The 15,231-nt window shown below is 69.3% G+C and carries 12 protein-coding genes; 3 read left to right on the top strand and 9 right to left on the bottom strand.

Features of this window, described 5'->3' with window-relative positions; all coding sequences use genetic code 11:
* The first annotated feature begins 132 nt into the window (after positions 1-132).
* Positions 133-2,631: a PAS domain-containing protein gene (locus IPG05_14845; protein MBK6496351.1), complete on the top strand. Its 2,499-nt coding sequence runs from the start codon at positions 133-135 to the stop codon at positions 2,629-2,631.
* Positions 2,632-2,641: 10 nt separating this feature from the next.
* Here the strand turns inward: IPG05_14845 and IPG05_14850 are convergent, their stop codons facing one another.
* From IPG05_14850 to IPG05_14860, 3 genes are read right to left on the bottom strand one after another with little or no spacing between them, the layout of a single operon-like run.
* Positions 2,642-3,313 (bottom strand): hypothetical protein, encoded by a 672-nt coding sequence (locus IPG05_14850; protein MBK6496352.1) that lies wholly within the window; start codon positions 3,311-3,313, stop codon positions 2,642-2,644.
* On the bottom strand, positions 3,310-4,365 hold the full coding sequence (locus IPG05_14855; GenBank protein ID MBK6496353.1) for a DUF2157 domain-containing protein: 1,056 nt from the start codon (positions 4,363-4,365) through the stop codon (positions 3,310-3,312). The genes IPG05_14850 and IPG05_14855 overlap by 4 nt, the downstream gene beginning before the upstream one ends.
* 4 nt (positions 4,366-4,369) lie before the next feature.
* Positions 4,370-6,103, bottom strand: coding sequence for a DUF885 family protein (locus IPG05_14860; protein ID MBK6496354.1), 1,734 nt, complete (start codon positions 6,101-6,103; stop codon positions 4,370-4,372).
* 232 nt (positions 6,104-6,335) lie between these two features.
* Here IPG05_14860 and IPG05_14865 point away from each other — a divergent pair, with 232 nt between their 5' ends.
* Together IPG05_14865 and IPG05_14870 are read left to right on the top strand one after the other, a co-directional pair.
* On the top strand, positions 6,336-6,845 hold the full coding sequence (locus IPG05_14865) for a DinB family protein (GenBank protein MBK6496355.1): 510 nt from the start codon (positions 6,336-6,338) through the stop codon (positions 6,843-6,845).
* The gene (locus IPG05_14870) at positions 6,845-8,116 is read left to right on the top strand and encodes a beta-lactamase family protein (GenBank protein ID MBK6496356.1); all 1,272 of its coding nucleotides are present in this window, start codon (positions 6,845-6,847) and stop codon (positions 8,114-8,116) included. The genes IPG05_14865 and IPG05_14870 overlap by 1 nt, the downstream gene beginning before the upstream one ends.
* Before the next feature lie 126 nt (positions 8,117-8,242).
* Here IPG05_14870 and IPG05_14875 read toward each other — a convergent pair whose 3' ends face one another.
* From IPG05_14875 to IPG05_14900, 6 genes are all read right to left on the bottom strand, one after another.
* Positions 8,243-8,443, bottom strand: a complete 201-nt coding sequence (locus tag IPG05_14875; protein MBK6496357.1) for a DUF2892 domain-containing protein — start codon at positions 8,441-8,443, stop codon at positions 8,243-8,245.
* Positions 8,444-8,472: 29 nt separating this feature from the next.
* Positions 8,473-8,763, bottom strand: a complete 291-nt coding sequence (locus IPG05_14880) for a hypothetical protein (protein ID MBK6496358.1) — start codon at positions 8,761-8,763, stop codon at positions 8,473-8,475.
* Positions 8,760-11,921 carry an efflux RND transporter permease subunit gene (locus IPG05_14885; GenBank protein MBK6496359.1) on the bottom strand — a complete coding sequence of 1,054 codons (3,162 nt, stop codon included), beginning with the start codon at positions 11,919-11,921 and terminating at the stop codon, positions 8,760-8,762. Before IPG05_14885 ends, IPG05_14880 begins: the two co-directional genes overlap by 4 nt.
* Positions 11,921-12,934 (bottom strand): efflux RND transporter periplasmic adaptor subunit, encoded by a 1,014-nt coding sequence (locus IPG05_14890; GenBank protein ID MBK6496360.1) that lies wholly within the window; start codon positions 12,932-12,934, stop codon positions 11,921-11,923. The genes IPG05_14885 and IPG05_14890 overlap by 1 nt, the downstream gene beginning before the upstream one ends.
* A gap of 5 nt (positions 12,935-12,939) precedes the next feature.
* The gene (locus tag IPG05_14895; protein ID MBK6496361.1) at positions 12,940-14,283 is read right to left on the bottom strand and encodes a TolC family protein; all 1,344 of its coding nucleotides are present in this window, start codon (positions 14,281-14,283) and stop codon (positions 12,940-12,942) included.
* Positions 14,284-14,441: 158 nt separating this feature from the next.
* Positions 14,442-15,011, bottom strand: a complete 570-nt coding sequence (locus IPG05_14900; GenBank protein ID MBK6496362.1) for a hypothetical protein — start codon at positions 15,009-15,011, stop codon at positions 14,442-14,444.
* Positions 15,012-15,231: the final 220 nt, after the last annotated feature.

Here is a 15,231-nt window from a genome sequence, read left to right on the forward strand (position 1 = left end):
GGGCAAGGTAGGAGCGCATCCCGGAGGATCGCACCAAAGTGTCCTGCCAACAAGAGCACCAATGCTGGCGGCCTGACGAATATGAGGTAGTATTCCCAGTAGCATCACTCCACCCCCGGTTCTGAGGAGCGCATGCTACTTCCCGCCGTGATGGCGCTGTCCGCCAACGCCCTCCTCCTGCTTGCCATGGTGACCATCTACGACCTGGTCACAGCGAAGCTGCGTCCGGCGCTCCGGGGGCGGCGCGACGCCGTGCTCGGCATCCTGCTCGGAGCCATCGGGATCGCGTTGATGATGGTCCCCTTCAAGGTGGGACCGGGCATCCAATTCGACGCCCGGGGGGTCCTCCTCGTGGTGGCCGGCCTCTATGCCGGCCTCGCGCCCGCCGGAATCGCGATGGCGATGACGGCGGCGTATCGGCTTTCGCTCGGAGGCGAAGGTGCCCTGATGGGCGTGGTCACCATCATGGCATCAGGTGGGATCGGCCTCGCATGGCGTCACTGGCGTCGCTCCCGTCTGGCCAATCTCGCGTGGCCCGAACTCCTCGCCCTCGGGATCGCGGTCAACCTGACCACGCTCCTCGGAACGGTCCTGCTGCCGCCCGACCATCGCGCCGCGGCACGCGACGACGTGATGATCCCGCTCCTTCTGGTCCTGCCGCTCGCCACCATGGTGCTCGGACTCTTGATGCGGGACCGGCTGCGTCGCGGTCGCGATTTTCGCTCGCTCAAGGCCACCGAGGAGCGGCTGGCGCTGGCGCTCGCCGCCGGCGGCCAGGGGACGTATGACCTCGACGTACGTACCGGGGAGGCGATCGTCTCGCCGGAATACGCGTCCATGCTCGGGTACGATCCGGCAACCTTTCGGGAAACCAACGCGGCCTGGATCGAGCGCCTTCACCCCGACGATCGCGAGCACGTCGCTGCCGCCTTCCGCGACTACATCAGCGGGAATCGGCCGGAGTATCGAGTGGAGTTCCGGCAGCGCACGGCCCATGGGGAGTGGCTCTGGATTCGATCCGTGGGCCGGACCATGGCCCGCGACCAGCACGGCGCCCCGCTCCGGATGCTCGGCACCCACACCGACATCTCCGAGCAGAAGGCCGCGGAACTGACCGCCCGCCTCGAGATGGTCGCGCTCGATGCGGCCGCCGACGCCGTCGTGATCACCGATCGGAACGGCGTCATCCACTGGTGCAATCCGGCGTTCACGACGCTCACGGGGTACAGTCGCGAGGAGGCTCTCGGCAGCAGCCCCCGTTTGCTGAGTCGCTCGGGGGCACAGGATCAGGCGTTCTACGAGGAGATGTGGAGCACCTTGTTGCGTGGCGAGGTGTGGCGCGGCGAACTCATCAACCGCCGCAAGGATCAGAGCCGCTACGTCGAACAGCAGACGATCACCCCGGTGTCTGACCCGCAAGGCGTGGTCACCCACTTCATCGCCATCAAGCGCGATGTCACCGCGCAGCGCCGCTTTGAGGCCCAGTTCCACCAGTCGCAGAAGATGGAAAGCGTCGGTCGCCTCGCCGGGTCGGTCGCCCACGACTTCAACAATCTGCTCACCGTCATCAATTCGTCGATCGACCTGGCCCAGGCCACGCTGCCGCCGGACCACGAGGCCAGGCCCGACCTGCAGGAGGCGGAACGCGCCGGGGCGCGTGCCGTCCTGCTGACGCGGCAGCTGCTCGGATTTTCCCGCCAGCAACCCGCGAAGGTCTCGAGGGTCGACCTGGCCGAGGTGGTCCGTGGCCTGCTGCCGATGCTCGAACGGTTGATCGGGGAGAACATCGAGATCGAAACCCGATTCGCCGAGACCCTCCCGCCGGTGCTGATCGATCGGGGTCAGATGGAACAGGTCGTGATGAACCTGGCCATCAACGCGCGCGACGCGATGCCGACGGGTGGCACGCTCACGTTGGCCATGGCCAACACTCGCCTCCCGTCGGAAGACGGCGAGAGCTGGGTGGAGCTCACCGTACGCGACACCGGCATGGGGATGGACGCCGAGGCGCAGGAGCATCTCTTTGAACCGTTTTTCACGACCAAGGAACCCGGCAAGGGCACCGGACTTGGACTCGCGACGTGCCTCGGGATCATCACGGGTGCCGGCGGTCGCATCACGGCGTCGAGCACGCCGGGCCGGGGTACCAGCTTCACCATCCGACTGCCGGGCGCCAGAGGCGACGCCGACACGCCACTTCCGGCCACGGCGGCAGCGACACCACGCGCGCCGAGCCGTCCCACCGGCGGCCCGGCCTCGGTGCAGCGCATCCTGGTCGTCGACGATGAGGAGCCGGTCCGTCGTGTGATGCGGCGGGTGCTCGAGCGGGACGGCTTCGAGGTGCTCGAGGCGGTGGATGGCGACGCAGCGCTGGTCGCGATCGCGGAGCACCGCGACTCGCTGGCGCTGGTGATCACCGACATGATGATGCCGGGACTGAGCGGGGGGGAGCTGATCGCCAGCGTTCGCGCCGGGGGATCCGCGATGCCGGTGATCCTCACCTCCGGCTACTCGGTCGAGTTCACGCGCGAGCGGGCCGGAGTCGGTGCGGACGTCACCATCGTGAGCAAGCCCTTCATGATCGACCAGCTGCTGGCCACCGTCCGCAGCGTCCTCGCGGCCACCAACTAGCCGATCGCCATCAGGGCGTCGCGCCCACCGCCTCCACCCAGACCGCCCCACGACTCCCGAACGCCAGCGTGACCGCGAGGGTCCGAGGGCATCGTGCGCCGGTCGCATCCCGGAGCGACTTGAGGGCGTTGGCCTGCGCGCGGTCGAGGCCGAGTTGCGGCGGGAGCAGCCGGATGACCGTGACGCCGATTTGCGACCGATGCGCCGCAGACGGCAAGGAGTCCATCCCAGGGGGTAGCCGCCGATCGACCCACTGGAACCCCACCAGCCCCCGCAACACGAGCACCCCGTCACCCGCCGAGGGTCGGCTCGGTGCGGCGCCGACGATGTCGTACTCGTGGAGCGAGTCGTCGCGCTGGCGCATCGTCAGCCACGCCTCGCGCGGTGTCGGCAGGTCGCCGAACGACGCGATCGTGTCGCCCAGCAGGGCGAGATGCGCCGCCGTGAAGCCAAGACGGGTCAGCGTCGCCCCATCGATGGCATCGCCCCAACCACCCGGACGACCCGCCAATGGCAGCGTGAGCAAAGGGAGCTCCCCATCGCGCCAGCCGCCCTGGATATGATCGCCGCACGCCTGCACCGTCACGTGGTGGACGGGGGCGGCGCGCTCGCGCGCGGCCGGCACGATCACCACCGCGTTGAGCACGACCACCAGCCCGATCGCCAATCCGACCGCTTTCATGGCAGCCTCCGTTCCGCGAGTCGCAACCGCCGCAACAGCAGCAGCGTCCCGAATGCCAACGCGCCCACCAGCAGGAAGAAGAGCCACTTCGGCATCAGCTCCCAGAACCAGTCGACCGCCCGCAGGAAGAGGAGCATCCCCATCCCGATCGTCCCCGCGCGGACCAGTTCACTGCGATCCCGTGCGAGGCCCTGCCAGATCATCACGGCAAAGCTGGCCCCGCCAATCAGCTGGTAGCCGCCCTCGAGGAGCGCCGCGTTCATGCCGTCGAAGAGCGACGCGCTGTGGGTCTGGCCGAGCGCAAGCAGGGCAACCATCACCGCGGCGGCACCACACGCCCGCCACGTCGTGGTAAAGCTGGGCGGACCGCGTCGCACCAGACGCGGCAGGAAGATCGCGCCGAGGCCGAGGAGGGCGAGCGGCTCGAAATCGCCATACGCGCCGTCCCACCAGAGGCCCTGCGGAATCGCCGCCAGCGACCAGAGCCAGCCGCCGATCCCGACAATCCCGCCGAGCAGTGGCAGCACCAGGCCATAGCCGTAGGCGAGGATCATCGCGAAGCTGCCGACCGCCAGCAGGAAGTTGCGCGAATCGGGGAGATCATAGAGCACGCCGAGCGCGGCGAGGTTCACGCCGAAGGCGATCGTGGCGACCGTCGCCACGATCGACGCCACGTAGCCACTCTGCTCACGGCGCGCGGCCACGGCGGTTCCGATGGCGAGGAGAATCGGCGGAATGGTGACCAACGCCAGCCGCGCCGGCCGGCCGATGTCGTTCCAGGTGGCCGCGACGAAGAAGCCCCACGCCGCCGACAGCGCGGCGGCGCCGAGGATCGACGCGGCCCGCATCCCGGCGGAGAGACGCGCCTCGCCGCGCGAGAGATCGACCTCCGTCTCGGAGGCGAGCCGGGTGAGAATGGCGTCGTGATGCGCGCGGATCTGCGTGGCCATCACCGGATCCAGCGTCGCGACGCCCGCCGCCTCGAGCTCGGACAGCTCGGCGCGGAACGCCACGATGCGATCGGCGCGCTGCTGCGCGCTCTGCTTGGCCATCACGTCACTCCCCGAAGCGCCAGGCGCTCCGATACGTGCGGGTCAGGGGGCGGTCCGGCTCCAACTGCGCGCGCACCATCTCGATCGGCATCGGCCCCGCCGCCAGCACCGCGTCGTGGAACGACCGGTCGGTCATCTTGCCGCTGGTCACCAGCTCGGTGTGCAGGGCGCGCAACTGCATCCCGCCGAGCAGGTAGCCGGCCTGATAGAGCGGCGAGTAGCTGCCGTTGAAGGAGCGGCGCACCTCGCCGGTGGCGCTCGCCCGCTCGTGGCCCACCGCGTCAACCAGGAAGTCGATGCACTGCTGCGGCGTCCACTCACCCAGGTGGAACTTCAACGAGAAGATGATCCGGGCGGCGCGGTGCATCCGCCAGAAGAGCATCCCCATCCGGTTCTCCGGTGTCACCGGGAAGCCGCGGTCCCAGAGGTACAGCTCCCACCAGAGCGCCCACCCCTCGTGGAAGAACGGCGTCCCGAAGATCCCGCGCGCGGTGCCGTTCCGCGCCGCGGCAAAACCCTGCAGGTGGTGGCCCGGAATCAGCTCATGCTGCACGGTGGCGCGCGACCCGTGGAGGTTGTTGGCGCGCAGCACCATCAGCTTCTCCTCGTCGGTCATCCCGTCGGTCGGCGACGACACCTGGATCACCTCGCCGCCGAGGAAGAAGGGCGAGACCTTCTGCGCCGCCGGCGACATCATCTCCATCCGCCAGATCTCCTTCGCCAGCGGCGGCACCGTCACGAGGTTGTTCTTCTCGACGTACTGGATGGCCTCGAAGGCCATGTCGCGCACCGCGAGCGTTTGCGTCCCGACCGGCGCGAAGTCGTCCTTGGTCTTCTCGGCGGCCTTCTTCCAGTCGTCGCCGAGGCCCATGCTGCGCGCCGTCTTCTTCGCCTCACCAAGCAGGTAGGCGTATTCCTTCTCCGCGATCGCGATCAACTCCGCCGGCGTATAGGCGATCATCTCGGCCTGCAGGTCCACCGCCAGCCCCTCGGCGCCGATCGGATCGCCGACGATCGGTTCATCCTGCCCATCCCGCGCACCAACCAGCTGCTCCCGCAGGTACTTGCGCCACGCCTCGAGCGCCGCGTCGAAGCGCTTGGCCGGCTCGCCCACCCACCAGGTCATCTCGGCGTCGTAGCCCTGATAGAAGCGCAGCCACCCCTGGAACTGCCCGCGCAGGTCGGCCGCCGCCTCCGCGGCACGCAGCGCGACGATCTTGGTGGGCCGATTCGCGGGCGCCATCATCGAGGCGCGGGCGGCGTCGAGCGCGGTCGTCATCGCGGTGATCCGCTTCGCCGCATCGGCGGGCGCCGGGCGCACGAACTTCCGCCGCTCCTCGACCAGGCCGAACAACGTCGGCGCGAAGGGGAGCAGCGGCGCCATCTCGGCGGCGAGCTTCTGCTCGCGGTCGAGCAGCGCCAACTCGTAGCGCAACTTGTTGTCGAGCAGCAGGAAGTCCACCTGCCCCGGCCGCGAGAGCTTCTCGAACGGAAGTCGCTGCAGCTCGGTCTGCCAGGAGCGGTAGAAGGAGCGAAACCGGTTCGTGCGCTCCGGCGAGTACTCCACGGCGTACCGTCGGCCCAGGGCCGCCCGGTCGGTCGACCAACGCTCGAGCACCGGCGCCACTTCACTCCGTGGCCGCGCCACCAGCGCCAGCAGATCGGGGACGACCGAGTCGCGCGCCTGCGCGGCAAGCGGGGTGGCCAGGAGCAACAACGGCAGAACACGACGGAGCATGGGCACCGGACCGGTGGCTGAGGGAAGTGTCAAACGTGCGGGGAAGGAGGCGGGATGGGAAGAGCGAGAAGCGAGGATCGATGATCGATGGTCGATGATCGATGGCGCCCAAGGGCCTCGGGATTCCCCTTTCTGGCCCAGAGACACACCTTATGAGCAGTTATCGACCATCGACCATCGATCATCGACCATCGATCATCCATCACCCCTCCCTTCCTTGGAATCCCGTCTCATGCGCCTCCCCCTCCTCCTCCTCCTCGCCGCCTCTCCACTCGCCGCCCAGTCCGGCAATCATGTCGCCGGCACGGTCCGCGACGTCTGGACGCCGACCATCGGCTTCATCACCACGGCCGCCGAGGAAATGCCCGAGGCGAAGTACGCCTTCCGGCCGGTGGCGGGGGTGCGGACGTTCGGCGAACTGATCGGCCATGTCGCCGGAGCCCAGAACATGATCTGCGCCGCCGTCCTCGGCGATCCGCAGCCGAAGGAGGACGCCGTGGAGAAGTCGGCGACGACCAAGGCGGCGCTGGTCGCGGCACTCAAGGCCTCGACCGCCTACTGTGCCAAGGCGTATGCCATCTCCGACGCGGCGATCCACCAGGAGATCACCATCTGGGGCGAGAAGCGCAGCAAGCTCTGGGCACTGGTGACCAACGCGGCCCACGACGATGAGCACTACGGCAACATCGTCACCTACCTGCGGATGAATGGCATGGTCCCGCCGTCGAGCCGGGGGCAGTGATGCTCCGCACCGCCACCAGCCGCCTGCTGCTGCTCGCCGCGTTGGTGGCGGCTCCGCTGCAGGCGCAACTCGTCGCGCAAACGACACCAGCCGCCCAGAGGGTCGAGGGCACCTCGCGGGCCCGACTCCGCAATCTCACCACCCTGCTCGACGACTACGTGGCGCAGGGCAAGCTCGCGGGCGGCGTGCTGCGCGTCCAGCGGCATGGCCAGGTCGTCTACGAGCATGCCTTTGGAATGCGCGACCGCGAGGCGAAGGACAGCATGCGCGCCGATGGCATCTTCCGGATCGCCTCGCAGACCAAGGCGCTGGTGAGCGTCGGCATCATGATGCTGCAGGAGGAAGGGAAGCTGCTGATCGATCAGCCGCTCTCCCGCTACCTCCCGGAGTGGGAAAAGACGACGGTCGCGGTCGCGAAGAGCGGTGGCGGATACGACGTGGTGCCGGCCAAGCGTCAGATCAGGCTCCGCGACCTCCTCACCCACACCGCCGGCATCGGTTACGGCTACGGCCCCGCCAGCGATCAGTGGAAGGCCGCGGGGATTCAGGGGTGGTACTTCGCCGACCGCAACGAGACCGTCGCGGCCGTCATGAAGCGCATGGCCGCGCTGCCGATGGACGCGCAGCCCGGCGCGGCGTTCGTCTACGGCTACAACACCGACATTCTCGGCGCCGTGATCGAAGCCGTCTCCGGGCAGACTCTCGCCGAGTTCCTCAAGGCACGGCTGTTCGTGCCGCTCCGGATGACCAGCACCGCCTTCTACGTCGACCCGGCCAACCGTGGCCGCTTCGCGACCGTCTACACCGCCGTCAACGGCAAGCTCGAGCCCTCGCCGACGCCGGGCGCGATGACCGGCCAGGGGGCGTACGTCGACGGGCCGCGGATCGCCTTCTCCGGCGGCGCCGGCATCACCTCGACGGCCGGCGACTATGCCCGATTTCTGCAGATGCTCCTCAACGGCGGCCAACTGGACGGCGCACGAATCCTCTCGCCGACCACCGTCAAGCTGATGACCGTCAACCATGCCGGCACCCTCTATGGCAGCGACGGCTTCGGCCTCGGCTTCTCCATCAAGCAGACCCTTGGCACCTCCGGCCTGCCGGGCTCCCTCGGCGAATACGGCTGGGGCGGCGCCTACCACTCGACCTACTGGGTCGACCCGCAAGAGGATATGGTCGTCACGTACATGACCAACCTCAACGACACCGGCGGCGTCGATGACCACCAGCGGATTCGGGCGTTGATCTACGCGGCGATTGTCGGGAAGTAAGCGAGAAGCGAGAAGCGAGAAGCGAGAAGCGTGGCCCAGCGGAGGGATCTTCCCGCCAGACCACGCTTCTCGCTTTACCGACGCGCCTGGATCTCCCCTTTCGTACGGGCGACGCATGCGTCGCCCCTACGCCTTTTTGCACCCCAACACCCCCGCCGCCCCCAGGATCTTCTCCAGCGGGCAGAATCCCGTGAAGCTCGATTGCACCAGATTCACCCCGACGAACGCGGTGAAGTAGTACCACGCCGGGTTCACCCAATGGGCGAGCGCCAACGAGAGCAGGACGAACAGGCCGGCGAAGCGGCGGATGATGCCATCAGGACACATGAGGACTCCCCTCCGGGGGCTGGTGGTGATCAGAGTGTTTGTTCGACCGGCAGCACGAAGGCATGCAGCCGTTCGCCTGGCGGCAGTGCAGCCGACGCGGCGGCGGCGGCAGCCATGACCACCGGCACCTGGGCGCTCTCCACGACGCTGAACATCGCGGAGCCGCCGCCTGGGAATGCCCGCGTGCCTTCGTGCCGTCCGGTGCGGCCGGCGCCGTGCACCTCGCCAAGGTCGGTGTGACCGGGGAGGCCGAGCCCCTCGACCAGGGCGTGCAACCGCTGAGGATCGGGGCCGAGGTACAGGAAGAGCACGAGTTTCATGATTGCGACTCCTGCCGCCCACGGCGGCGCATCAATTCCCAGTACAGCAGTGGCACCAGCACCATCGTCAGCGCCGTCGCGGCGACCGCGCCGAACATCAGCGCCACGGCCAGCCCCTGGAAGATCGGATCGAGCACCATCACGATCCCGCCGATCACCACGGCGGCCGCGGTCAGCGCGATCGGCCGGAAGCGCACCGCGCCCGCCTCGATCACCGCCCGTTCCAGCGATTCGCCACGCGCCTCCGCCAGCTGAATGAAGTCCACCAGCAGGATCGAGTTCCGGACGATGATGCCGGCCAGGGCGATCATCCCGATCATCGACGTCGCCGTGAAGAAGGCGCCCGTGATGGCATGCCCGGGGAGAATGCCGATGAGCGTGAGCGGAATCGGCGCCATGATCACCAGCGGGATCGTGTACGACTGGAACCACCCCACCACCAGCAGATAGATCAGCAGCAGCACCACCGCGAAGGCGAGCCCGAGGTCGCGGAACACTTCGATGGTCACCTGCCACTCGCCGTCCCACTTCAGCGCGAGCTCGTCGAGCTGGTCCGGTTGGACCGCATTGTACCGCGCGATCGCCTGACCATTCACGCGGACGGTATCGAGCGCCGCGTTCATGGCGAGGATCGCGTAGACCGGCGACTCCACCACGTCGGCCACGTCCGCGGTGATGTAGATCAGCGGCCGCAGGTTGCGCGACTGCCGAGCCGACGTCCGCGTGAGCGAATCGACGGTGACGAAACGGCCGAGTGGCAGCGGTCCCGTCGGAGTGGCCACCGGCAGGGCGAGCAACGCGGAGAGGTCCTGCCGATCGGCCGTGGCGAGTCGCGGCACGATCATCACCGGCTCGCGCGCACTCGGCTGCGAGGCCAGGCCGACCGGCATCCCGGAGAGGCCAAGCGCCAGCACGGAGGTGATCTGCTCGACGGCGACACCAGCGGCCCCAGCCCGCGCGCGGTCGACCCGCAACGAGAGCCGGTGCTGCGGCGCCTCGACACTCCAGTCCACATCCACCACGCCCGGCGTCGCCTCCATCACCTGCCGCACGCGCTCGGCGGCGGCGAGCCGCGTGGCGTCATCCGGCCCATACACCTCGGCGACCAGCGTGCTCATCACCGGCGGCCCCGGCGGGATCTCGGCGATCTTCGCGCGCGCGCCATACCGGGTGGCGATCTCCACCACCAGCGGACGGACCCCGACCGCGATCTCGTGACTCTGCCGACTGCGTTCCCCCTTCGGCAGCAGGTTGACCTGCACGTCCGCCACGTGCGTTCCCTGCCGCAGGAAGTAGTGCCGGACCAGGCCGTTGAAGTTGAACGGCGCGGCCGTGCCGGCATACGTCTGGGTGCTCACCACCTCGGGGACCGTGCGCAGGACCGCCGCGATCTCGTCGACGGCGGCCGTCGAGGTCTCCAACGGCGTCCCCTCGGGGAAGTCGAGGACCACCTGGAACTCCGACTTGTTGTCGAACGGCAACATCTTCACCTGCACCAGCCGCACGGCCAGCAGCGCCATCGAGGCGAGCAACAGGCCGACGGTGCCGAGATAGACCAGCCGTCGACGCGACCGGTTCTCGATCAAGCCGCGCATGAGTCGCGAGTAGCGCCCGTTGGCGATCGCCGCCGACTCGGCCTCGGCATGACCACTCGGCTTCACATGCCCCTTGAGCAACCGGATCGCCAGCCACGGCGTGATGACGAACGCCACGCCGAGCGAGGCGAGCATCGCCGCCGAGGCGCCGATCGGAATCGGCCGCATGTACGGCCCCATCATCCCCGACACGAAGGCCATCGGCAGGATCGCCGCGATCACCGTGAAGGTCGCCAGGATCGTCGGATTGCCGACCTCGTCGACCCCCTCGATGGCGGCCACGTCGGCGTCCTTCCCGCCCATCGCAAGGTGCCGGTAGATGTTCTCGACCACCACGATCGCATCGTCGACCAGGATGCCGATCGAGAAGATCAGCGCGAAGAGCGTGATCCGGTTCAGCGTGTAGCCGAGCAGGTAGTAGACGAAGAGCGTCAGGGCGAGCGTGACCGGAACGGCCACCAGCACGACCAGCGCCTCGCGCCATCCGAGGAAGAAGCCGATCAGCACCGTCACCGACAGCGTGGCGAGGACCAGGTGGAGGATCAGCTCCGAGGCCTTTTCGCCAGCGGTCTCGCCGTAGTCGCGGGTCACCACCACGGCGACGTTCGCCGGGATGATCCGCCCCTTGGCCGCCTCGACCCGCGCGAGCGCGGCGTGCGTCACCGCTGTGGCATTGGCACCGGGGCGCTTGGCCAACGCGATCGTCACTGCCGGCGCCGTCCCGAGCGAGTCGGCATACGACACCTGCCGCGTCGCCTCAGCTGGTCCCTCACTCACCGTCGCGACCGCGCCAAGCGGAATCGGGCGACCCTGGCGTGACGCCACAATCACCTGCGCCGCCTCGGCCGCCGTGGTGATGGGCGCGCCGACCTCCACCAGCAGGACACCCTGCGACGTCGTCAGTTCACCCGCCTGCATCCGCGCCGTCGCGCCGCGTAGCGCCTGCACCACCTCGCCCGGCGACACACCAGCCGCAGCGAGTCGCGCCGGATCGAGCGTCACCCGCAACTGGCGCGGCGACCCACCCACCGTGAAGGTCCTGGCCACGTCGGGGAGCGTGCGCAGTTCGTCCTCGAGATGGACGGCGATCTGACGCAATCCCTCGGCATCGAGCCCACCGCCGTGCAGCGTCAGCGCCAGGATCGGGACGTCATCGATCGAGTGGGGGGTCACCAGCGGCGGCGACGCCCCGGGCGGCATGTCGCCCATCGCGGCCATCAACTTGGCGTGCACCTTGGCGACGCTCAGGTCCTGCGGCTCGCCCACCGCAAAGCGGACGGTCGCCATCGCCCAGCCGTCGCCGGCCACGCCATAGACGTGCTCCACGCCGGCGATCTCGCGCATCCGGCGCTCGATCGGCCGAAGGATGGTCTGCTCGACCTCATTCGGTCCGGCACCAGGGAGCTGCGCCATCACGTCGATCATCGGGACCGAGATCTGCGGCTCTTCCTCGCGCGGTGTGGCGACGATCGCCAGCGCACCCACCGCCAGCGACGCGATCGTCACCAACGGGGTGAGCTTCGAGTGCAGCCACGACGCGGCAATCTTGCCGGCGATGCCCATCACGGCCTCCCGGCGACGGCAGGCACCACGACGCTGTCTGCCGCCGTGAGTCCGCCGAGCACCTCGGTCCGATCACCGATGACGCTCCCGACCCGCACCACCGTCATCAGGTCGCCCTGCGCCGTGCGGCGGAGCACCGAATGCAGATCACCTTCCTGCCGGAGCGCAGCGGTCGGAATCAACAGCGCGCGCCGTTCGGTACCTGGAAGCCGCAGCGCCGCCGAGCTGCCCCCACGGAAGCGCCCGTCGGCGTTGCGCACCACCGCGTTGACCGCATAGGTGCCGCCGCTCTCGCGCGCGACTCCCTCGATCTTCGCCGTCGCGGTGTCGCCCTCGATCACCGCGATCACCGTGCGGCCGGTAGTCAGCCCGGCCACTCCAGCAACCGGCACCGTCACCGAGATCCGGAGGTCGCCGAGTCGATCGACCGTCAGCATCGGTGCCCCGGGAGCCACGAAGGCGCCCGGATCGACGAATCGCCGCGACACGACGCCGGCGAACGGCGCGCGGATCTCACCGTAGGACGCCACGGCATCGAGTTCTGCCAAAGCCGCCTTCGCGGCCCGAACGCCCGCCTCGGCTCGTGCCAGTCCCGCTTCGGCGGCGTCGAGTGACGCCTTCGGCGCGGCGCTGTCGGCATACATGGCGCGCAGGCGCGTGGCGCTCACCAGGGCGAGTTGCCGCTGGGCCTCGACGTCGGCCAGCCCGGCCTGCGCCTGCTGACGCTTCGCGGCAAGGTCCCGAAGGTCCAATCGGACCAGCACCTGCCCCTGCTGGACCTTCGCCCCTTCGAGCACCATCACGTCCACGACGCTCGCCATCAAGCGGGTCGAGAGGGTGCTGCTCTCCATCGGCGACGCAAGCCCGGTCGCCTCCGTCGTGCCGACAATCATCGTGTCGACGACGGCCACCGCGGTGCCGCCAGTGGCGGGCGTCGCGGGCTTGGCCGGTGAGGCGTCGCCGCCGCAGGCCGCCAGCACGAGGGGAAGGCCGATCATCCAATATCCGCGCATGGGTGTCACTCCGGGTTCGTGGCCGACGCGTCGAGCGCCTGCGCCAACAAGCTGAGATCGCTGCCGCGCAGTCGCGCGACCGTGGCGATCGCCACAATCAGGTCATGACGTGCCTTGGCTTCGCCTAGCTGCGCGCCGAGGTCTGTTGCCTGGGCATCGAGCAGCTCCGCCACCGTGGCCAGCCCGCCGTCGTACTTGCGGACCACGATCCGGTGCGCCTCGGCCGCCTGCGCCGTCCCGCGCGTCGCGATGGCCAAGGCCTGCTCGGCGACGCGCACGCCGCTTTCCGCCGAGGCGAGCTCCAGCGCGGCCGCACCCTGCGCAGCCGCCAACCCGGCCCGCGCGGCCGTCGCGTTGGCTCGGGCTTCGCGGCGAGCCGCCAGTTCGGCGCCCCCGCTGAACGGCGCCCAGGTCGCCATCACGCCGACGGTCCACATCGGCTTGCCGGCCAGCGGCGACGAGGCGTCGTGCCACTCGTATCGCCCGAAGCCGTTCACGCGCGGCAGGAGCGCGAGGCTCCGCCGATCCGCTTCCTGGGAGGCGGCGTTCACCATCGCCGCAATGGCGCTCAGGTCGGCCCGTGTTCCCGATCCGGCGATCTCTCGGGTGGCCAACCCGGGAATCCGGGAGGGCAGCGCGCCGGCGGTGTCATTGGGCGTGCCGAGCACCAGCGCGAGCTGTTGCCGCGCCAGCATCGCATCAGCGTCGGCCCGCAGCCGTTGGGTGGCGATGTCGCCGAGCCGCACCTGCGCCAGGAGCAGATCCGACCTGGTCACCAGGCCATTGGCCAAGGCGTTCTCGGCGCGGCGGACGTGCGCCTGCCCGGCAAGGTCCGCAGCGGCGAGGACTCGCGCCTGCTCTCGCGCCAGGACCGCGCCGAAGTAGCTGCGAATGACCTCGAGCTCGACGCCGGTCGCGGACCACTGTTCGCGCGCCGATTCCGCGTCGGCCGCGGCGCGGGCCGCCCGGCGTCCGGCCCAGGCATCGAGGTTGAGCAGCGGGACCTCCGCCACCATCGCCGCCCCGATGTCGGTGCGCGGCGTGGGCCGGTTCAGCCCCGCGGGGTCAAACGCCTCTGGCGTGACGCCGCGCTGCCGGAGGAGGAAGCCGAAGGCGCCGAGCGGGTCGGAGGTCCGCACGGCGCCGAGCTCGGCCCGAAGGCCGGGCAGGACGCCCTGGTCGGCACCAGCGGCTCGGGCCGACGCGGCCGCCGAGGCGGCACGGGCCATTCGGTTCGGAAAGGCGGCGGAATCGGCACGCCGCAGGGCCTCGCTGAGCGTCAGCGCCTGCCCCGACAGGGGGCCAGCGCCGACCAGGAGGAGCATGGGGAGCAGAAGTCGCTTGGTCATACCTCTACTATATGCTCATATAGGAATATTGTCAACCGCCACCGATCTCCCCGGCCCACACGGTTCCATGCGTGTGTAAGGGCGACGCATGCGTCGCCCCTACGATCTCCTACCCATCACATGGACGGGCGACGCATGCGTCGCCCCTACCGTCGCCCCTACGGCCTCGCGGCGCCACTCCACGTCACCACCCGCTCCTCCTCCCACACCGTCTCCTTCGCCACCTTCACCAGCAGGTGGACGCGCACCGTCCGCGACGTCATCAGCGCCTGCAGCCACCGCGTGTCGACGATCGCGATCTCAAGCCGCCCATCCACGTCGCGCACCAACCCCTGCGCCAGCCGGTTGCAGCGCAACACGAGGTTGCCGGTGGTGCGATCGCAACTGCGCAGGTCGCCGACACGGTACGCCTCCGCGATCGTCGGCACGTGCTGCAGCGTGAGCGAATCGCTCGGCGTGATCACCAACGCGGCCATGTAGGGGCGCTGGTCGGTGATCAGGATGACGCGCCACTCGAAGCCGGAGAAGGCGTCCGCGACGCGGGTGTCGTAGGTGATCGAGTCGGGAGAGACCGAACGGGGAAAGCGGATCGTGAGGCCGCGCGTGCTCCACGTGGCGATCGCCGTGTCGGTGGCGGGCTTCGCCGGCGCCGGGACTGGCGCGACTTGCGCGGTGCTTCCCTGCGGCATGGCGCTGAGCATCAGCAGGAGCAGCGCGCCGCATCGCATGGCGGTCTATCCCCTCGGCGCCGGCAACGGACGCGCGGCGAGCGCAGCCACGCGATGATGCACCTCGGGTGGGTACCGATGTGACTGCACTGGATCGGCCAGGAGTCTCGCCACCGTGCCCAGATCACGACGCGCCGTTGCATCGTGCTCCGGGAATGGCAGCGGCGCGGAGCCCTGCAGATAGCCGTCAAGCCGGTCCATCGCCATGTGCAGGGCCCGA

The organism is Gemmatimonadota bacterium (assembly GCA_016704275.1).
Lineage (GTDB): Bacteria > Gemmatimonadota > Gemmatimonadetes > Gemmatimonadales > GWC2-71-9 > Palsa-1233.

Bases quoted from the DNA above. Each gene is read 5' to 3' on its own strand.
- IPG05_14845 (MBK6496351.1), top strand. From the start codon at position 133: ATGCTACTTCCCGCCGTGATGGCGCTGTCCGCCAACGCCCTCCTCCTG.
- IPG05_14850 (MBK6496352.1), bottom strand. From the start codon at position 3,313: ATGAAAGCGGTCGGATTGGCGATCGGGCTGGTGGTCGTGCTCAACGCG.
- IPG05_14855 (MBK6496353.1), bottom strand. From the start codon at position 4,365: ATGGCCAAGCAGAGCGCGCAGCAGCGCGCCGATCGCATCGTGGCGTTC.
- IPG05_14860 (MBK6496354.1), bottom strand. From the start codon at position 6,103: ATGCTCCGTCGTGTTCTGCCGTTGTTGCTCCTGGCCACCCCGCTTGCC.
- IPG05_14865 (MBK6496355.1), top strand. From the start codon at position 6,336: ATGCGCCTCCCCCTCCTCCTCCTCCTCGCCGCCTCTCCACTCGCCGCC.
- IPG05_14870 (MBK6496356.1), top strand. From the start codon at position 6,845: ATGCTCCGCACCGCCACCAGCCGCCTGCTGCTGCTCGCCGCGTTGGTG.
- IPG05_14875 (MBK6496357.1), bottom strand. From the start codon at position 8,443: ATGTGTCCTGATGGCATCATCCGCCGCTTCGCCGGCCTGTTCGTCCTG.
- IPG05_14880 (MBK6496358.1), bottom strand. From the start codon at position 8,763: ATGAAACTCGTGCTCTTCCTGTACCTCGGCCCCGATCCTCAGCGGTTG.
- IPG05_14885 (MBK6496359.1), bottom strand. From the start codon at position 11,921: ATGGGCATCGCCGGCAAGATTGCCGCGTCGTGGCTGCACTCGAAGCTC.
- IPG05_14890 (MBK6496360.1), bottom strand. From the start codon at position 12,934: ATGCGCGGATATTGGATGATCGGCCTTCCCCTCGTGCTGGCGGCCTGC.
- IPG05_14895 (MBK6496361.1), bottom strand. From the start codon at position 14,283: ATGACCAAGCGACTTCTGCTCCCCATGCTCCTCCTGGTCGGCGCTGGC.
- IPG05_14900 (MBK6496362.1), bottom strand. From the start codon at position 15,011: ATGCGATGCGGCGCGCTGCTCCTGCTGATGCTCAGCGCCATGCCGCAG.